19 protein-coding genes are annotated in these 19120 nt (G+C 65.6%); 8 read left to right on the plus strand and 11 right to left on the minus strand.

Translation table 11 applies throughout. The annotated features are described in order from the left end of the window. The first annotated feature begins 194 nt into the window (after positions 1–194). Positions 195–1859 (plus strand): acid phosphatase, encoded by a 1665-nt coding sequence (locus tag ACN22W_RS22480; RefSeq protein WP_419689461.1) that lies wholly within the window; start codon positions 195–197, stop codon positions 1857–1859. 102 nt (positions 1860–1961) lie between these two features. Here ACN22W_RS22480 and ACN22W_RS22485 read toward each other — a convergent pair whose 3' ends face one another. Together ACN22W_RS22485 and ACN22W_RS22490 are read right to left on the minus strand one after the other, a co-directional pair. Further along, the gene (locus tag ACN22W_RS22485) at positions 1962–3458 is read right to left on the minus strand and encodes an FAD-dependent oxidoreductase (protein ID WP_419689462.1); all 1497 of its coding nucleotides are present in this window, start codon (positions 3456–3458) and stop codon (positions 1962–1964) included. 282 nt (positions 3459–3740) lie between these two features. Then, positions 3741–3950, minus strand: coding sequence for a hypothetical protein (locus tag ACN22W_RS22490; RefSeq protein ID WP_343494530.1), 210 nt, complete (start codon positions 3948–3950; stop codon positions 3741–3743). Positions 3951–4404: 454 nt separating this feature from the next. On the opposite strand from ACN22W_RS22490, the gene ACN22W_RS22495 reads away from it, so the two are divergent. From ACN22W_RS22495 to ACN22W_RS22515, 5 genes are all read left to right on the plus strand, one after another. After that, positions 4405–4821 carry a nuclear transport factor 2 family protein gene (locus ACN22W_RS22495; protein WP_419689463.1) on the plus strand — a complete coding sequence of 139 codons (417 nt, stop codon included), beginning with the start codon at positions 4405–4407 and terminating at the stop codon, positions 4819–4821. Positions 4822–4824: 3 nt separating this feature from the next. Beyond that, positions 4825–5682 carry an SDR family NAD(P)-dependent oxidoreductase gene (locus ACN22W_RS22500; RefSeq protein ID WP_419689464.1) on the plus strand — a complete coding sequence of 286 codons (858 nt, stop codon included), beginning with the start codon at positions 4825–4827 and terminating at the stop codon, positions 5680–5682. 40 nt (positions 5683–5722) lie between these two features. Continuing rightward, positions 5723–6481 carry an SDR family oxidoreductase gene (locus tag ACN22W_RS22505; protein WP_129514957.1) on the plus strand — a complete coding sequence of 253 codons (759 nt, stop codon included), beginning with the start codon at positions 5723–5725 and terminating at the stop codon, positions 6479–6481. Positions 6482–6518: 37 nt separating this feature from the next. Beyond that, entirely contained in the window at positions 6519–7355 is an 837-nt protein-coding gene (locus ACN22W_RS22510; protein WP_419689465.1) for an SDR family NAD(P)-dependent oxidoreductase, read from the plus strand. 73 nt (positions 7356–7428) lie between these two features. Next, a complete protein-coding gene (locus ACN22W_RS22515) occupies positions 7429–8337 on the plus strand; it encodes an NAD-dependent epimerase/dehydratase family protein (protein WP_193100461.1) in 909 nt (302 codons plus the stop codon). A 105-nt stretch (positions 8338–8442) separates the two neighbouring features. Here ACN22W_RS22515 and ACN22W_RS22520 read toward each other — a convergent pair whose 3' ends face one another. The 5 genes from ACN22W_RS22520 to ACN22W_RS22540 form a co-directional block, all read right to left on the minus strand. Then, a complete protein-coding gene (locus ACN22W_RS22520) occupies positions 8443–10311 on the minus strand; it encodes a phosphoenolpyruvate carboxykinase (GTP) (RefSeq protein WP_419689466.1) in 1869 nt (622 codons plus the stop codon). A gap of 527 nt (positions 10312–10838) precedes the next feature. Then, entirely contained in the window at positions 10839–11615 is a 777-nt protein-coding gene (locus ACN22W_RS22525; RefSeq protein WP_412024491.1) for a glucose 1-dehydrogenase, read from the minus strand. Positions 11616–11724: 109 nt separating this feature from the next. Beyond that, complete coding sequence (locus ACN22W_RS22530) at positions 11725–12480, minus strand: SDR family NAD(P)-dependent oxidoreductase (RefSeq protein WP_419689467.1); 756 nt, start codon at positions 12478–12480, stop codon at positions 11725–11727. Between the two features lie 9 nt (positions 12481–12489). Continuing rightward, on the minus strand, positions 12490–13356 hold the full coding sequence (locus ACN22W_RS22535; protein ID WP_412024489.1) for an SDR family NAD(P)-dependent oxidoreductase: 867 nt from the start codon (positions 13354–13356) through the stop codon (positions 12490–12492). Between the two features lie 50 nt (positions 13357–13406). Then, positions 13407–13907, minus strand: a complete 501-nt coding sequence (locus ACN22W_RS22540; protein WP_419689468.1) for a nuclear transport factor 2 family protein — start codon at positions 13905–13907, stop codon at positions 13407–13409. A 212-nt stretch (positions 13908–14119) separates the two neighbouring features. Between ACN22W_RS22540 and ACN22W_RS22545 the strand changes: the two genes are divergently transcribed. Both ACN22W_RS22545 and ACN22W_RS22550 read left to right on the plus strand, forming a co-directional pair. Continuing rightward, the gene (locus ACN22W_RS22545) at positions 14120–14632 is read left to right on the plus strand and encodes a nuclear transport factor 2 family protein (protein WP_193100456.1); all 513 of its coding nucleotides are present in this window, start codon (positions 14120–14122) and stop codon (positions 14630–14632) included. A 51-nt stretch (positions 14633–14683) separates the two neighbouring features. Beyond that, the gene (locus ACN22W_RS22550; protein WP_226122498.1) at positions 14684–15400 is read left to right on the plus strand and encodes an EthD domain-containing protein; all 717 of its coding nucleotides are present in this window, start codon (positions 14684–14686) and stop codon (positions 15398–15400) included. A 301-nt stretch (positions 15401–15701) separates the two neighbouring features. On the opposite strand, the gene ACN22W_RS22555 is transcribed toward ACN22W_RS22550, so the two are convergent. The 4 genes from ACN22W_RS22555 to ACN22W_RS22570 all read right to left on the minus strand — a co-directional run bounded on the left by ACN22W_RS22555 (position 15702) and on the right by ACN22W_RS22570 (position 18983). Continuing rightward, complete coding sequence (locus ACN22W_RS22555) at positions 15702–16793, minus strand: hypothetical protein (RefSeq protein WP_419689469.1); 1092 nt, start codon at positions 16791–16793, stop codon at positions 15702–15704. 352 nt (positions 16794–17145) lie between these two features. Then, a complete protein-coding gene (locus ACN22W_RS22560) occupies positions 17146–17835 on the minus strand; it encodes an alpha/beta fold hydrolase (protein ID WP_419689470.1) in 690 nt (229 codons plus the stop codon). A 113-nt stretch (positions 17836–17948) separates the two neighbouring features. Further along, entirely contained in the window at positions 17949–18248 is a 300-nt protein-coding gene (locus ACN22W_RS22565; protein WP_226122493.1) for a DUF6881 domain-containing protein, read from the minus strand. 135 nt (positions 18249–18383) lie between these two features. Then, a complete protein-coding gene (locus tag ACN22W_RS22570; RefSeq protein ID WP_226122491.1) occupies positions 18384–18983 on the minus strand; it encodes a DJ-1/PfpI family protein in 600 nt (199 codons plus the stop codon). Positions 18984–19120: the final 137 nt, after the last annotated feature.

Here is a 19120-nt window from a genome sequence, read left to right on the forward strand (position 1 = left end):
TCGTCCGACAAACGCCTTTCATCGGCAGCCCCAGCCGCGTTATAGTCGCGTTCGTGACATTTTTATGACAGTTGCATCGCGCCCGCTTGCACGCAACGCGGGCCGTTGCTTTCCGTCCCGCGTCGCGGCAGCCTGTGCGACGCCGCCGCGCATCGAACCACACCGCCAACCCGCCCATTCGAGGAGCACACGACGTGAACGACACCCCCGATCGCCCCGACGACCTTCCCGCCGATCCCGACCGCCGCCGCATGCTCGGCGGCCTCGCCGCGCTCGGTGCGGGTGTCGCGCTCAGCGGCTGTGAAACCACGCCGGGCGGCGCACCGCGTTCCGCCGCCGACCTGCGCGTCGACGAAGCGTTGCGCGAGCGCGTGCGCCACATCGTCGTGATCTATGCGGAAAACCGCAGTTTCGCGAACCTGTACGGCGATTTCCCGGGTGTGCGCCATCCGCTGAGCGAAGTGCGGCCCGAGCAGGCGCAGCAGCTCGATCGCGACGGCAAGACGCCGCTGCCCGTGCTGCCGAAGATCTGGGGCGGGCTCGTGCCGCAGGCGCAGGAAGTGGACGGCAAGCGCTACGCGATCGCCGAGCGCGATATCGACAAGCTGCCGAACGCGCCGTTCCGGGTCGCCGATGCGCAGGGCCAGCCGCTGCCGAACGGCGTGATCACGCGCGACCTGTGGCACCGCTTCTACCAGAACCAGATGCAGATCGCGGCCGGCCGCAACAACCAATTCGCCGCGTGGGCCGATTCGGGCGGCCTCGTGATGGGCCATTACCGCAATTCAGCCGACACGCTGCGGCTGTGGAATCTCGCGCGGCAATACACGCTGTGCGACAACTTCTTCATGGCGGCCTTCGGCGGTTCGTGGATGAACCACATGTTCCTGATCTCCGCGCAGCCGCCGATGTATCCGGACGCGCACAAGCATCCGCACGCGGGCAAGCTGCTGTCGAAGGTAGAAGGCGACGATCCTGCCGGCACGCGCCTGAAGCTCGCCGACGATTCGCCCGCGTCCGCGCTCGACGGCCCGCCGAAGTTCGCGGTCGACGGCCCGCTGACGCCCGACGGCTACGGCGTGAACACGATGGCACCGCCGTACCAGCCGAGCTACGTGCCACCGCCCGACCCGGGCAACGCCGCGTATGCGGACCCTGCCGACCATCGCGTGATGCCGCCGCAGGGTTATGCGACGATCGGCGATCGCCTGTCGGAGAAGAACATCGACTGGGCGTGGTACAGCGGCGCGTGGCAATACGCGCTCGAGCATCGCGACACGGGCACCGTGCCCGATTTCCAGTACCACCACCAGCCGTTCAACTACTTCGTGAACTATGCGCCGGGCACTGAAGCCCGTCGCCAGCACCTGCGCGACGCGGGGCTCGGCGACGATCCGTCGACGAACCGCTTCATCGCCGACATCGACGCGGGCCGCCTGCCGGCCGTCACGTTCTACAAACCGCAGGGCAACCTCAACATGCATGCGGGCTACGCGGACATCGAATCGGGCGACCGCCACATCGCGACCGTGATCGACCATATCCGGCGCGGGCCGCAATGGGCGAACACCGTGATCGTGATGACGCACGACGAGAACGGCGGCTGGTGGGATCACGTCGCGCCGCCGGTCGGCGACCGCTGGGGCCCCGGTTCGCGGATTCCGGCGCTCGTGATCTCGCCGTTCGCGAAAAAGGGCTTCGTCGATCACACGCTGTACGACACGAACTCGATCCTGCGCTTCATCAGCCGCGTGCACGGGCTCGCGCCGCTCGACGGCGTGGCCGCGCGCAACAAGGCGTTCGCCGCGCGCGGCGAGACGCCGCCAGGCGATCTCACGAACGCGCTCGACCTCGGCTGACGGCCGGGTGGTTGCGTGATCGGTGATCGCGTGACCGCTTGAAACGGCGACGCCCCGGGCAATGCGATGGATTGCCCGGGGCGTCTTTCGTTTACGGCACCGCTACGCGGCGCTGCGCAATGCGTCGCGCACCGCCTGCGCGGCGTGACGGCCGGCCTGCCGGCCGAAGAACGTCGCGTCGGCCAGCGACAGCCCCGAGCTGTACCCGGCGCCCCAGCGCGGCAGCCCGCACGTCGTGCGCCCGGCCGCATAGAGGCCCGGCACCGGCGCGCGCGTTGCATCGAGCACCTGCCCGGTCGGCAGCGTGTCGAGCCCGCCGAGCGTGAAATGCGGATAAAACGCGTAGTCGATCCGGCAGTCGAGCGCGACGAACGGCGGTTCGATCAGCGGCTGCAGCCACTTCTTCGCCTTGTGAAACAGCGGATCGGCGCCTTCGGCCGCATGACGGTTGTAGACGTCGACGGTCGCCGTCAGCGTACCGGCCGGCATCTGCAGGTCGCGTTCGACTTCCTCCCAGGTTTCGCCGGCCGCCGCGATGCCGATCCGCGCGATCGCGGGCGGCTCCTGGTACGTCGCGTGGTCGACGAGCAGGTAGATGCGGTCGTCGGCCTGGTGGAACGCGTGATGGCCCGTGCGGCCGTGGTAGCCGTCCTCGTTGATGAAGCGCTGCCCGCGCGCGTTCACGAAAATGCCCTTGATCAGCGATTCGGGCGCATAGAACGGCAGGCTCACGAAACCCTGGTCCATGTGGATCGCCGCACCCCCCGCACTCTGGCCGAGCAGGATGCCCGAACCGTCGTCGCCGGGGCTGCCGATCGGTTCATCCGAACGCAGGAACTGCGGCGCATGGCGGCGCACCATGTCGCGGTTCATCGCAAAGCCGCCCGCGCACAGGATCACCGCGCGGCGCGCACGCACGAACGCCGTCTCGCCATACGCGCGCAGCACGACGCCGCGCACCGCGCCGCCGTCGTCGACGATCAGCGCGAGCGCACGCGTGTCGTAGCGCGTCGCGACGCCGAGCGCCGCCACGCGTTCCGCCAGCACGCGCATCAGCATCTGCCCGCCGCCCCAGCCCGGCCACTGCGGCGTGTGGCCGCGCGGACACGGTTTCGCGGCCTCGTTGAACGGCCAGGCCTCCTCGCTGCCCGACCAGATCAGGCAGTCGTCGGTTTCCGGTTCGACGATCCGCTCGGCGATGAACGTGTTCTTGTACGTGAGGCCCTGCGCGACCAGCCAGTCGTGATGCGCAAGACTTTCGTTCGCGTAGAGGCGCACCTTCGCTTCGTCGGCGTCGCGGCCGCCCGCGAGCATCAGGTAGCGGTACAGGTCCTCGGTGTCGTCGGCGAAGCCGGCCTGCCGCTGGGCAGGCGTGCCGCCGCTGCCGCCGAGGTAGATCTCGCCGCCCGACAGCGCGCTCGTGCCGCCGTAGCTCGATGCGCGCTCGACGATCAGCGTGTCGGCGCCGGCGCTCGCGGCTTCGATCGCCGCGCATGCGCCGGCCGCGCCGAAGCCGACGATCACGACGTCGTGTTCGGCGTCCCAGCGATGCACGTCGCGGATGTTCAGGGGGCGGGTCAGGGAATGGTCGGATGACATGGGGAATGGGTCAGCGTGAAGGAAATCGGCGGGCGTGGTGCGGGCCTGCGGACACGCGGCCTGATGCTGGCGTCGCCGCGTCGTTGCCGCTGCGAGCGCGCGGCGGTGCGAACGCAAGCCGTGCGCCGTCTGATGCGCGGTTGAAGTCGAACAGTGTTGAGCCGGCCCGGCAGATCGGCCGCGCGGACGCGTGGCGCTTGTGCCGTGACGCCGGCGAAAACCGTCCGTGTGCCGCCGCAACGCGACGGCTGCCGGCCCGAGCGGCGCGCGGCCGCGCCGGCGTTACATGCCGCGCAGCGCGGCGAAACCGAAGTGCACCGGATCGATCGGCACGCAACCGGTCGGCAGGCCATTCGGGTCGACCGAGCGGCATTGCAGGATGCCGGCCGCATACGGCGGCGACGGGACCTGATCGGCTCCGTATCGCGCCATCGCCATGGCAGCGAACGTGCCCATTGCCAATACGCACAGCTTGCGAGTCGTCAGTCTCATGATCGTCGTCCCCTCCGGTTGGCCGCTCGTGCGGTTCGTGTCCGGTGCGCCTCTGTTGCAGCACCGGATGACTGCACGGTAGCCAGCGCCCCGCCGCCAGCCATCGTCCATTTCGACTAGGGGCAAACGCTGAGCGGAGGTCATACGGCATGCGGCGTCGCAACATCGCGGGCAACGGATTTGCATGCGTGGAGGGAACACTTCACGTCGTACGCCTTTCGCGACAGGCCAAGTCAATCGTCAGACCCATGCCGTACGTCGGCCGCTGCGCCGCACCATCGCGCAACGCGCGGCCGCCGGCCCCGGTGTTTTCCCCGAGCCTCGCCCTGCTCCGTATGGATGATGGATCGCGACCGGTCCGATGCGAACCTGCGCGTCGACGTCGCAATGCCGCCGCGTCCGCATTCGCGGCGCGGCGCGGCCGACTCTTTCCGTTCTTCCACGGGAGCAACGCATGACCGATTCGAATCCCCGCCACGCGCTGTACGAACTTGCGTGCCGCTACGCGCAAGCCGTCGACCGGCGCGACTGGCCGCGACTCACCCGCCTCTTCACCGCCGATGCAACCCTTGCCGGCCCCGGCTTCCGCTTCGACGACCGCGATGCGATCGTCGCCGGCATGCGCGTGATCGAGCGCTACGAGGCCACCCAGCATCACGTGCACAACCAGCTCGTCACGCTCGACGGCGGCGAAGCCGACGTCGAGACCTACGGCATCGCGTGCCACGTGTATGTACGCGACGGCGTGAAGCGCAAGCTCGACTGGGGGCTGCGCTATCGCGACCACTGCGTGTTCGACGGCGGCACGTGGCGCTTCGCCGCGCGCACGCTGCACGTCGACTGGGCGCAAGACCTGCCGCTGGAGGGCTGAACGATGCGCACCTCCCTTCCCCTCGACGGCCGCACCGCGCTCGTGACGGGCGGCGCCGGCGGCATCGGCGCGGCCTGCGCGCAGGCGCTCGTCGCCGACGGCGCGGCCGTCGTGCTGATGGGCCGCCGCCGCGACGCGCTCGAACGCACGCAACGGCACCTGACCGACGCGGTGCCCGGCAGCCGCGTCGCAATCCACGCCGGTGATGCGTGCGACGAAGCCGACCTGCAGGCCGCGCTCGACTGTGCGTGGGCGCTCGACGGCCGCCTCGACATCGTCGTGCCGACGGTCGGCGGCGCCGGGTTCCGGCCGCTGCTGATGCACGACGCCGACACGTTCCGCGCGGAGATCGACCTGAACCTGCACAGCGCGTTCGCCGCGATCCGCCATGCGGCGCCGCGGCTGGCCGCGAGCGGCGGCGGCGCGATCGTCTGCATCTCGTCGACCGCCGCGCAGATCAATTTCCGCTGGCTGACCGCGTACTGCACCGCGAAGGCCGCGCTCGAAGCGCTCGTGCGCGGCGCGGCCGAGGAACTGGCCGGCGCGAAGATCCGCGTGAACGCGGTGCGCCCGGGCCTCACACGCTCCGAAGCGACCGCGCCGATGTTCGACAACCGCGCACTGGTCGACAGCTTTCTCGAACAGATCCCGCTCGGCACGCTCGGCGAACCCGAAGCGATCGCGCACGCAGTGCGCTATCTCGCGGGCCCCGAGTCGGGCTGGGTGACCGGCCAGAGCTTCGCGGTCGACGGCGGTCACGAGCTGCGCACGAACCCGCGCGTCGACGACACGATCGCGCAGATCTACGGCGCGGCCGCGCTCGATGCGGTCAAGGCCGGCCGTGCACCGGGCGCCGCATGAGCGCCCGCCTTCTTTCAACTTCACAGGACATCGACCGACCATGAATCGAGTCGCAAACAAGGTCGCGCTGATCACCGGCGCGGCAAGCGGCGTCGGCCGCGCGGATGCGCTGCTGCTCGCCGCCGAAGGCGCGCGCGTCGTGCTGACCGACATCGACGAGGACGCAGGCCGTGCGCTCGCGCGCGAGATCGGCGACGCGGCGCTGTTCGTGCGCCACGACATCGCCGACGAAGACGGCTGGCGGCATGCGCTCGCAGCAACGCTCGACCGCTTCGGCCGCCTCGACGTGCTCGTCAACAACGCGGCGATCTGCCCGGTCGGCTCGATCGAGGAGACGAGCCTCGACACGTGGCGGCGTGTGATGCGCACCAATGCGGACGGTTATTTCCTCGGCTGCAAGTACGCGATCGGCGCGATGAAGGGCAACGACACGCCGGGCTCGATCGTGATGATGTCGTCGGTCGCCGCGCTCGGCGGGCTGCCGATGATGTGCGCGTACACCGGCTCGAAAGGCGCGGTGACGGCGCTCGCGCGCAGCGTCGCCGTGCACTGCAAGCGCAGCGGCTACCGGATCCGCTGCAACTCGATCCACCCGGACGGGATCTGGACGCCGATGACGCAGGCGCTGATGCCCGACCTCGACCCGGCCGCGCTCGGCATCGGCAGCGACCCGATGGCGCGCATGTGCGACCCGCAGGACGTCGCGAATCTCGTGCTGTTCCTCGCCTCCGACGAATCGCGCTTCGTGAACGGCGCGGAACTGCGGATCGACAACGCGCAACTGGTGTCGTCGCTGTGACGCGGCGCAACGCTTTTCCATTCGAAGGAGTGCATCGATGATTTCATTCACCGGCAAGACCGTGCTGGTCACGGGCGGCGGCGCGGGCATCGGCCGTGCGTGTGCGGAAGCATTCGGCGCGGCGGGCGCGCGTGTCGCCGTGGCCGAGATCGACGCGGCCCGCGCGCAGGACGTGCGGCAGGCGCTCGAAGCGGCGGGCGTCGACGCGCTCGTCGGCACCGTGGACGTCACGCGCCGCGACGAGGTCGATGCGTTCGCGCGGACGGTCGACGCGCGCTTCGGCGGCCTCGACGTGCTCGTCAACAACGTCGGCGATTTCCTGCAGATCGCGAAACCGTTCGACGACTACACCGACGACGACATCGCGCGGCTGTTCGACGTGAACCTGCGCCAGGTGTTCGTTGTCACGCGCGCGATGCTGCCGTTGCTGCGCAAGCGCGGTGCGGGCAGCAGCATCGTCGGCGTATCGTCGATCGAAGGTTTCCGCGCGATTCCGAACTGTTCGGTGTACGCATCGTTCAAGGCCGCGCTCACCGGCTTCACGAAAAGCCTTGCGCTCGAACTCGGGCCGACCGGCATCCGCGTCAACCAGATCGCGCCAGAAACCACCGAGACACCGCAAGTGCCCGTCAGCGCGATGGTCGCGGCCGAGCACCATGACCACATCCCGCGCTGGATTCCGCTCGGGCGCTTCGGCGCGGCCGGCGACATCGCGGGTGCCGCGCTGTACCTCGCGAGCCCGCTCGCCGCGTGGGTCACCGGCACGACGCTGCACGTCGACGGCGGCGCGCTCGCGGCGGCCGGCTGGTATCGCGACCCGAAAGGATTCTGGACCAACATGCCCGTCGTCACGGGTAACGGCTTCAATTTCTGAGCGACAGCCGCGCACCAGCGCGGCTTCATCCGTTCATTTCTCGCGGCGCGCCTGCGCCGCCACCGGAGACACCATGAAGATCCTGATCGTCGGCGGCACCGGCCTCATCGGCGGCCACGCCGCGCTGCACCTGCATGCGCAGGGCAACCACGTCACGCTCGCCGCGCGCAAGCCGCCCGCGGCCGGCAGCGCGCTCGCGCAGTTCGACGTGCTGCTGCGCGACTATGTCGCCGGCAACTTCACGCGCGACGATCTCGCGCCGTTCGACGCGATCGTGTTCGCGGCCGGCAACGACATCCGCCATCTGCCGCCCGGCACCGACGAAGCCGCGCACTGGGAACGCGCGAACGTCGACGCGGTGCCGCGTTTCTTCGCGCTCGCGCGCGACGCGGGCGTGAAGCGCGCCGTGCTCGTCGGCAGCTTCTATCCGCAGGTCGCACCGGCGCTCGTCGATACCGTGCCGTACGTGCGCTCGCGCCATCTCGCCGACGAACGCGTACGTGCACTCGCGACGCCGTCATTCACGGTGTGCAGCGTCAATGCGCCGTTCGTCGTCGGGTCGGTACCGGGGCTGCGCAACGAGATGTTCGCCGCGTACACGGGTTATGCGCGGGGCCAGTTCGCGGGGCTGCCTGTGTACGGGCCGGCCGGCGGCAGCAACTTCATCTCGACGCAATCGCTGTCGGAAGCGATCTGGGGTGCGCTTCAGCGTGGCGAAGCGGGCAAGGCCTACCTCGTCGGCGACGAGAACCTCAGCTTCGCCGACTACTTCGCCGCATTCTTCCGCGCGGCCGGCAACCCGCAACCCGTGCCGTCGCTCGACCAGGAGCATCCGCTGTTGCCCGACATGGCGATCTACACCGGGCGCGGCAATGTCGTGTCGTACGAGCCCGATCCGGCCGATAGCGCGCTGCTGCGCTACCGGCGCGGCGACGTGCAGCGCGCGGTCGACGAGGTCGTCGCGCATTGCAGCGCGCAGTAAGCGAACCGCGCACACGCGGCGCGGATGCGAAAACGTCCCGCCGCCGGCGATGCATGCCGGCGGCGGGACGTCAGGGTTGACGCGGCGATGCGTCGCTGCGGATCGTCAGGCGCCGAGGCGCTGTTCGATCTTCTTCATCGTGTCGGTCATTTCGGCCGGCAAGCGCAGCTTCAGCGTGTCGAACAGCGCCGCATGCAGCTTCAGCTCCTCGCGCCATTCGTCGGCGTTCATCGACGTCACCGCATCGAACTGCTCGCGCGTGAAATCGAGCCCGTCCCAGTGCAGATCCTCATACGCGGGCGATACGCCGAACGCATGCTCGCCGCCACCGCCGGTGCCTTCGAGACGATCGAGCATCCACTTCAGCACGCGCATGTTCTCGCCGAAGCCCGGCCACACGAACTTGCCGTTCGCATCCTTGCGGAACCAGTTCACGCAGTAGATCTTCGGCAACGCGGCGCCCGCGCCTTCGAGCTGCTTGCCGAGCTTCAGCCAGTGCGCGAAATAATCGCTGACGTTATAGCCACAGAACGGCAGCATCGCGAACGGATCGCGGCGCACGATGCCTTGCTGGCCGACCGCCGCGGCGGTCGTCTCCGAGCCCATCGTCGCGGCCATGTACACGCCCTCGACCCAGTCGCGCGCCTCGGTCACGAGCGGCACCGTCGTCGAGCGGCGGCCGCCGAAGATGAACGCATCGATCGGCACGCCGGCCGGGTTCTCCCAGTCGCCGTCGATCGACGGACACTGCGCGGCCGGTGCGGTAAAGCGCGAATTCGGATGCGCGGCCTTGCGGCCCGTTTCCTTGCCGATCTCCGGCGTCCACGGGTTGCCTTGCCAGTCGGTCAGCTTCGCGGGCGGCGTGTCGGTCAGCCCTTCCCACCACACGTCACCGTCTTCCGTCAGCGCGACGTTCGTGAAGATCACGTTTTCCGTCAGCGTCGAGATCGCGTTCGGGTTCGTCTTCACGCCGGTGCCCGGCGCCACGCCGAAGAAGCCGGCTTCCGGGTTGATCGCATACAGGCGGCCGTCCCGGCCCGGCTTCAGCCACGCGATGTCGTCGCCGATCGTCGTGACCTTCCAGCCGTTGAAGCCCTGCGGCGGAATCAGCATCGCGAAGTTGGTCTTGCCGCACGCGGACGGGAACGCAGCCGCGACGTGATATTTCTTGCCGGCCGGCGACGTCACGCCGAGGATCAGCATGTGCTCGGCGAGCCAGCCCTGGTCGCGGCCCATCGTCGATGCGATGCGCAGCGCGAAGCACTTCTTGCCGAGCAGCGCGTTGCCGCCGTAACCCGAGCCGAAGCTCCAGATCTCGCGCGTTTCGGGGAAATGCACGATGTACTTGACCGGGTTGCACGGCCACGGCACGTCTTGCTGGCCCGCTTCGAGCGGATGGCCGACGCTGTGCACGCACGGCACGAATTCGCCGTCCTCGCCGAGCACGTCGTACACGTCGCGGCCCATGCGCGTCATGATCCGCATGTTCACCGCGACGTACGGGCTGTCGGACAGTTCGACGCCGACGTGCGCGATCGGCGAGCCGAGCGGGCCCATCGAGAACGGCACGACATACAGCGTGCGGCCGCGCATCGAGCCGCGGAACAGACCGTTGAGCGTCTCGCGCATTTCGGCGGGCTCGATCCAGTTGTTGGTCGGGCCGACGTCATCGCGTGATGCCGAGCAGATGAACGTGCGATCCTCGACGCGTGCAACGTCCGACGGATCGGATTGCGCGAGATACGAGTTCGGGCGCTTCGCCGGGTTCAGGCGCGTGAGCGTGCCCTGGTCGACCATCGCCTGGCACAGCGCATCGTTTTCTTCCTGCGAACCGTCGCACCATACGATGCGCGCGGGCTCCGTGAGCGCCGCGATGCGCGACACCCAGTCGATCAGCTTGCGATGTTTGACGAAAGCCGGAGGAGCGATCAGCGGGCCGTGTGTTGTCGCTTCGGCCAGATTGTTTTGCGACATGAGGATGTCTCCAGATTATTGGGCGGGGATGGGGAATGCGGGGTGAACCCGCCAGATGGGGAATGCGATTGGAGCGCAGGACGCAGCAACGCGCAGCGCGGTACACGCGAGCTGTGCGCGTGTCGATGCCGCGATGCGGGCGAGAGGATGTGATGTCTCGTTAGAAGATGCGAACGCGAGTTTCGCCATGCATGCAACCTGCCTTACAACTTCCATGCCGGCCAGCATACCATCGCCGATATTGCTCGGGCGTTGCGTTGCAACAAGAAACAACTGTGACGACGTGCCGGCACATGCGTTGCCGGCACGTCATGTCGACGGCGTCGACGCGTCCGCTTTCGGGGACGAAACGGCCGGAACGTCCATCCGGCAATGGTTTCGGGGAAGCAGTCAATTCGGCTCGCCGGACGCATGCATGACGATCGCGCATGCGCGTCCGGCGAATTCGTGTTTTCGCTACTCAGGCAAACCCTGAATTAGGTTGCGTACACAAACATCCGGGTCGAATGCTTGATGTACGCCCCTGCTCAAAACGGCGCGCCCGGCAATCCGGGGTAATACGCGCCTGCCGCCATCCCGCCGTCGACGGCCAGTTCGGCGCCGTTGCAATACGACGCTTCGTCGCTCGCGAGGAACAACGTTGCACGTGCGATCTCGTCGGGCAGGCCGACACGCTGCAGCGGCACGTTCGCATAATGCTTGTTGATCTCCTCGAGCGGCGCACCCGTCGGGTTCGACATCACGGTGTTCACGCCGCCCGGATGAATCGAATTCACGCGCACGCCCTGGTGACCGAGTTCGAGCGCGGCGACCTTCGTCAGCCCGCGCACGCCCCACTTGCTCGACACGTACGCGGCAAGCGCGTTCACGCCGCGCAGGCCGTCCACCGACGAGATGTTGACGATCGACCCGCTCTTCCGCTCGATCATGCGCGGCGCGATCGTGCGGATACCGACGAACGTGCCGACGAGATTGATCGACACCGCGCGTTCGAAATCGCGCTTCGACAGCTCGGTGATGCCGCCGAACGTCAGCACGGCCGCATTGTTGACGAGCACGTCGATGCGGCCGAACTGTTCGACCGTCGCTTCGGCCACGCGCACCCAGTGCGCTTCGTCGGCCACATCGAGGCGCATGAAACGCGCCGCATCGCCGAGCTCGCGCGCGAGCGCTTCGCCTTCCGCGTCGAGCACGTCGCCGATCACGACGCGCGCGCCTTCTTCGACGAACAGCCTGCACGTTGCCGCGCCCATGCCACGCGCACCGCCCGTGACGATCGCTACTTTTCCTTCCAGTCGACCCATGTCGTCCTCTCTTCGATTCCGGTTTGCCGGCCGCCGCGCGCAGGCATGCGCGTGCGAGCCGAATTCGTGATTGGCACGCGGCACACGCCGCGCGCCGTCAGCCCCGCCGTCAGCCCCAGTAAGCCTGCCCGCCGTCGAGCGGCAGCGTTGCGCCCGTCAGGTATGCGGCATCGCGGCTCGCGAGAAACACGATCGCGCGGCCGATGTCCTGCTCGCAGTCGCCCACGCGGCCGAGCGGAATCGTGCGGAAAAACGCGGCGGCTTCCTGCGGATTCGCATCGACCCAGCCTTTCAGGCCCGGCGACAATGCATGCGGCGCGACCGCGTTGACGCGAATGCCGTCCGCACCCCATTCGCACGCGGCCGCACGCGTCAGCGCACGAATCGCCTCCTTGGTCGCCGCGTACGCGCCGTACCCTGACGCATCCCAGCGCACCGCGGCCGACGATGCGAAATTGACGATCACGCCGTCGCCCTTCAGATGCGGATGACACGCGCGCATCATCCGCAGCGTCGCCATCGGCCCCGATTCGAGTCCCGCCAGAAAATCCTCGTCGGTCACGTCGAGCAGGCGGCCGAGCGGCACGACCTGCGCGTTGTTGATCAGGATCTGCACGCCGTCGAACCGCTCGACCACCGCGTCGACGCAATGCGCGATCTGCGCGGCGTCCATCACGTCGCACACGAACGGCGCCGCAACGCCGCCGCGTGCGCGGATCGCGTCGCAGGTCGTAAGCAGCTTGTCGCGCGTGCGACCGACCACCGCGACGTGTGCGCCCTCGGCCGCGAGCGCGTGCGCGACACCCTGGCCGACGCCCTGCCCCGCGCCCGTCACCAGCGCGACCTTGCCCTTCAGGATGCCCATGCGCGCCCCTTAAGCGACGATTGCCGGATGCGCCTGCACGGGCCCGCCGAGCAGCTCGCGGTACGACGGCGGCTGCTTGCCGTCGAGATCGGCGATGCCGTACTGCAGCGCCGCTTCCGCGCCGACGAGCACCTGCCCCGACAGCGCCATGCGCTGCGGATCGCCGTGGATCGCGTGAATCACGCGGCCCGTGAACTCTGGGCTTTCGGCGACGAGCGAGAATTCCTTGTAGAGGTCCGGATGCTCGTCCCACACGCGCGTCGTGCGCTCCGTGCGCAGCGGACCCATCCAGATCGACACGGCCGCGACGTCGAACGGCTTCAGGTCGACGGCCATGTCCTTCGCGAACTTGTCGACGCCGGATTTCTGCGCACCGTACGCCGCGCCGTGCATGTAGCAGCTCGCGCCGAACGACGACGTGAACGCGATCAGCCCGCTGCGGCGCTTCGCCATCAGCGCCGCCGCATGCCAGCTCGCGACGTAGGCCGAACGCAGCCCGACGTCGAGGATGTTCACGAGATCGAGCGACTTCTCCCAGAACGGGCCCGGCAGGATCAGCTGGTCGTGCAGGTAGGTCGCGTTGTTGACGAGGATGTCGAGCCGCCCGCTTTCGCGTTCGACGCGCTCGAACAGCGCCTTCACCTGTGCGTCGTCCGCGTGGTCGCACGCCACCGCGATCCCGCGGCCGCCGAGCGCGTCGATCTCGCGCGCGGTCTCGTGAATCGTGCCGGGCAGCGGCGCATCGCCTTCGTGCTGCGAGCGGCCCGTCACGTAGACGGTCATGCCGGCCGCGCCGAGCGCGCGCGCGATGCCTTTGCCCGCGCCGCGCGAAGCGCCCGTCACGACGGCGACCGGCGTCTCGTGGTTCTGTGTCATGTTCGATGTCTCCAGTGGAATGTCCGCCACGCGCGTGGCGATGGCGTGCGTCAGGCGGCCGGCGGCTGCGCGCCGGCGAACAGCACGCCCGATGCGTCGCCTTCGTAGCTGGCCGACAGCGTCGACGTGACGACGCAGCGCGTGGCCGCGATCTTCCATTCGCCGTCGACCTTCCGGTATTCGTCGTCGTAATACGCGCCGAGCTGCGTGAGCGTGCGCGCGTTCGTATCGATCATCTGGTAGTGCAGGCCCCACGTGCCGCGCGCATGCGTGTCGTCGAGCACGGCGATGTCGGGATTCACGCCGTGGTGCATCTCGACGATGTGCGGATGGCAGCCGAGTTGTTCGAATACATCCACGAGCGCGTCGCGCGTGTCGAACGTGCCGATCCGGCCGTAGTCGATATGCACGCGACCCGGCACGAAGCAGTCGCGCATTCCTTGCGGGTCCTTGCGGTCGCAGCACGTGAAGTAGCGCGCCTTCAGCCGGCGGATCGCATCGGCGTCCTCCAGCCTGCGCACGCGCGTTTCCAGCGATTCGATGAGGGTCATCCCGTCTCCTTGTTCGGTGCCGGCGCGGTTCGAAGGCCGCGTCGATGCCACGTTACAGCCGCACGAATCGCCGGCCATCACCCGTTCGGATTAAACGGGCGATGTATCGTCGAAACGCCGGCTGCATGCGCCAGCGGCTTTCGTCCGAACAGACGATGTGATGCAGGCGGCTTCGTTCCTACCATCGAACGACACCACCACGAGACACGGCGATGGACGACACGACCCGCACGCTCCATGAATACGAGCAGATCCGACAGCTGAAATACCGGTATTTCCGCGCGGTCGACACGCACGACTGGTCGCTGCTCGCGGATTGCCTGACCGAGGATTGCGAGGCGCGGCTGTACGGCGGCCGTTACGCGTACGACGGCCGCGAAACGTTCGTGTCGAGCCTGCGTGAGCTGATCGGCAAGCCGACCTTCCTGACGATGCATCACGGCCATCACCCGGAACTCACGCTGGTGTCCGCCGATCACGCGTGCGGCGTGTGGTTTCTCGAGGATCACGCGATCAATCTCGAGGACAACTACCTGCTGCACGGCACCGCGTTCTACGACGACCAGTACGTGAAGCGCGACGGCGTGTGGCGCATTCACGCGACGCGTCACGAGCGGCTGTTCGAAACCGTCACGTCGCCGATCCCGCCGTCGTTCACGCTGACCGCGAACCGGTTCGCGCCGGTCGCGCACCAGGCGGCCGGATCGACCGAAACCGCGTCCTGAACCCCGGCGGCAGCGCCGCCGATCCCGTCATTCCCTTCTGGAGCCGGAGCAATGGAGAAAGTCATTTACGTGTTGTGGCGCGACGCACAGGCCGCGCCCGATCAGTGGAGCCGCACGGTGCGCGCGCAGCTCGCCGACAAGCTGCTGTCGCTCGGCGCGCACGGCGTGCAGGTGAACGTCGCCGACGCCGATGTCGCGCCGGCCGCCGGCCTGAAGCAGACCAACACGCACCCGGGCATCGACGGGATCGTCGCGGTGTGGGTCGACAGCGCGAACGCGATGTTTCGCCAGCCGTTCGACGAGGCAGTGCGCGCGATCGTCCCGCACATGGCCGCGTATCTCGTCACCGAGTCGCAGCCGATTCCGAACACGCGCTTCCCGGCGCGGCCGGGCGAGCGTACGGCCGGCTTCTCGCAGCTCGCGTTCCTGAAGCGGCCGCCGCGCCTTACGCACGAAGCGTGGCTCGATGTGTGGCACGGGCATCACACGCGTGTGGCAATCGATACGCAGGATAATTTTCTGTACGTGCAGAACGTCGTCGTGCGTGCGCTCACGCATGCGGCGCCCGGGTATGACGCGATCGTCGAGGAGTGTTTTCCGGCTGCGGCGATGACCGATCCGCATGCGTTCTTCGATGCGGTCGGTGACGAGGAGAAGTTTCAGCGCAATGTGGCCGAGATGATGGATAGCTGCGGACGGTTTATCGACTTCGACAAGATCGATGTGGTGCCGACGAGTCAGTATGTCGTGAAGGCGGTGCGCGGGTAGGTTGTGGTGGTGGCGAGCCGCGCGGATGTGGTCGCGCGGCTCGATTGCTTTTATCGAAGGTTCGTCTTGTGTTCCTCAGCAGGCCGATGGTGCGCGGTCCATTGCGCGTTGTCGGCCTGATTTTTTTGTTCTTCGTGGCTTTCTCTGGATATCATTGAACGGGCCGTTACGGTCGTTGCAGAACATCAAGATTAGACACTGTCATGGAACAAGGCGCTAACACCGGTGTCGGCAGGCATAGTAACTAATTCACTTTATGCCAAATGAGTCAAGGACGCGCCTTGCTAGATCCAGTCAGACGCTACTCGGCGAGGATATTTTCCGATTTATCTGTCGCACCGCCGTCCCCGCCAAACCTGGCCGTCTTGACCGTCATTTCAAGAAGCCGAGGACTAAGCCAGAGAGAAAGCTTTCCGTTGACACAAGAAAGCACCCCATCTCCTCCGGAACCTCTCTTGGTAATGAAACGCTTTTGAATTGCCGTGGATGACCCGACCTTAACGATCACACGAATTCGATTAACCTCGAGCGGCGGCGAAAAATCCTTCTCAATTATTTCCGCATTCATTCTACCAAAAAGCTGGTTTCTAAATACATCATCCTCGTAGTGGTGACCAAAAAAGAATGATGGAATGGAGGTTCCCCAAGTCTCATCGAATAATATTTCGTACCCTCCCCCCCAACTCTGGGGTATTTTTATAGGAGAGAACTCCATCCCCATATTCACAACCGACGTGCAAATTCGTTGAGAATTTGTTTTGGTATGCAGCATAAGCTGCTGATGCTCAAAAAAATATGCTCGATATATAATAAGCTCATCCTTCTCCACGGCAACAGATAGATCAATCCGTGGGCGCATGGGACGAATTCCATCTGGATAAATTTTAATCCAATCGTAATATCCGCCACAGCGCAGATCAAGAGGCGTGCCGGGTAAAATTCCGTTAGAGAAACTACCTTCCGCATGCAGCATCTCGCATGATATGTGTTCGGCGAGATCTTCCGTTGCAGAAATTGGGTACTGCTCCGGCCATCCTCTGCTGTTAGTTAGATTTTGATCCACACGGCGAATTATTTGCTCCACCAGCCGGGCTCCTGACCCAGCAATATAACATGTGCCGAATTGTTTCGTTTCTATTTTCAATTCAAAATTATGAAAAATAGCGGTGCGATTCCCACACAAATCAATCAAGGCGCCAAAAATTGAAATCTTGCGAATATCTTCCGAATTCTCGCGAAATACGTCTTGAAGCATCTCTTGGCTGACTCGCACAAGTGGGTCGTAACCACTCGCAGTCGCCCATTTATCCGATAACGCCGCCCAGAAACGATATGCGGACGATCCGTCTCCAGCAAAACAAAGTATCCCGGAGTGGTTGGGGAGAGCAAACATCTTCCTACCTAGCCGACCGACATGCCAAGTACGACCGTCGCGCCCCCATTCCGACTGTACTATGCCTACGGCGGGGAGCCAGATCTTCTTCCTATTTTCAGGAGCTGGACCATCTACGGACAAAAGACTATCTGCGACGATATGAGGATCGTTTTCTACGTTTAGAAGCGCTATCGCGGTCATAATTCTCAAGGAGTTGTTTTACTAGTTGCGAGATCGGACATCATTTCACCGATCACGGGCTCTTCGGTCAACACCAGATCGTCGTCAATTACTTGCTTGCGTCGGATGATCGTTCCTGGCCGAGCACCGCCCCGCGCAGTCGGGCATGGGGCCACCTCTCATGCACGCTTCAACCGAGCACCGACTCCATCAACCATTCGCGCGCGATCGCCGTGCATAGCGCGGGCCGCTCCAAGGTCGGGAAATGGCCGCATCCGTCTATTGATTCGAAACGGGCATGTGGCATCACGCCGGCGATGCGGCGGCCAACGTCAACCGGTACGAAGCGGTCCGCAGCGCCCCATATGAGCAACGTGGGGACCTGGCTCGATGCCAGGGTCGACCAATGATCCGAACGTGTCAGCGTCGAGTCGGATTGACGGGCAAACAAATCCGCCCCAGCATCGCGAGCCATCTGGATGAACGCAGCCCGTGATGAGCGGTCGTCAGCCGGGATTGCATTCTCGGCAAACTCCGCAATGACGCGCTCGTACTCTCCAGCGCGAATTTTCCGGCTAGTCGCACGAGCGGCATCCGGGTTCGGATGAATGCCCGGCTGACAGTTCATCAGCCAGAGTCCACGGACGCGCTCTGGCGCTCTCGCGAGCACTTCCATCGCGAGGCACCCGCCATATGCCGTACCAACGAGAATGAACGCGCCGCTCGTGGATGTCAGGAGCTTCTCGGCACTCTCGGCGAAGGTTGCATGCGCCAATATCTTCACTGTCGGTGAAGCGAGGTCCTTGAGCGCTTCGATCTGGTCGGCATACATGCGACCATCACACGGCATCGCCGGTAGAAATATGAGCGGTAGCGACATCAGAATGGTTCGGGCTGGCAGTTGAACGGGCTAACGAGCTGCGCTTGCATCACGGTGCAGCGGCAAACCAATTGATCGTAATCTGGCCGAGGTCATCAGCTGGCCGCTTCTGGTCAAACCTGGTCGAGGTTGTCGATAGGTGCCACGTGGCATGACCATAACGTGTCGAACAACTCCAACGTGATCTCTCGTGCGTCGAATTCCGGATCCTCGTTGATCTCGACCAGCGAGGGCACCGGAACGGTTCCTAGCGCCGTCCCCTGCGACGACCTCGTTTCGTCGGCAAACCCCACTCGGCCATCGCGAAAGAACTCGAGCTTGCGCACCTCATAACGATCACGGTCAAGCATCGAAACGAGACGGACCGGCTCTGACTCAAAAGCGTGCTTCCACGCGACGTCGATGGCGATCATTTTTCTTCTCATTGCGATGTTGTCGACGATAGCTTTTGGCCTGCACGTCCCGAATGCGGAGGACGGATCCCTCCATTGAAGACGCCGATCAAACGTCGTCGCTCCGCGACGGAGGCAGTGCCATTTTTTACTGAGTTACGGCAAGTAAGGCGTGATGTTCGTCATCGCGCGAGAAACATACGCTTCCTTCTCTCCGACTGGCGCAACGTAGTGGAGTGCGCTCTGCGCGGCTTCTTCACCTTCCATGCGCGCAATGATCCATGCGGCCAGATACTGCGAAGCAAAGCAGCCACCCGCGGTTGCAACGTTGCCTTGAGCGAAGAACGGCTGATTGAGGACTTCAACGCCCGCCTCGACTACCCAGGGTTTGGTCGTCAGGTCCGTGCAGGCCGGGACTCCGCCGAGGAGACCCAGCTTTGCCAGAACCAACGTGCCCGAACACTGCGCGCCAATAAGTTGCCGGGCAGGATCGAGCTTGATCTGCGCCATCAGTGCCGCGTCGTTGACGATCTCCCGGGTTTGAATGCCGCTCCCGACGATGACGGCATCCGCCGTGCAGGCGTCGGCCAACGTTGACTGCGCGTGGACAGTCACACCATTCATCGATGTGACGGAATGCTCCGGGCATGAGAGCGTTACCCGCCAGTCGGGCTTCTTGATTCGATTGAGCACGCCAAGTGCAATGAGGGAATCGAGTTCGTTGAAGCCCTGGAAGGTCAGGATCGCGATGTGCATGGGGTGCCGTATCTGAGGTCTGTCGGAGCATATTGCCAGATTGCCGCCAATCCGGAAGCGTCGGTTAACGACGCTGCCTGGCTGAACGCCGGCCGTTCGCTCCGCGTTCCGCACCATTGCGCAAAGATCCGTTTCTT

This window comes from Burkholderia theae (genome assembly GCF_048565265.1).
GTDB classification, from domain to species: domain Bacteria; phylum Pseudomonadota; class Gammaproteobacteria; order Burkholderiales; family Burkholderiaceae; genus Burkholderia; species Burkholderia theae.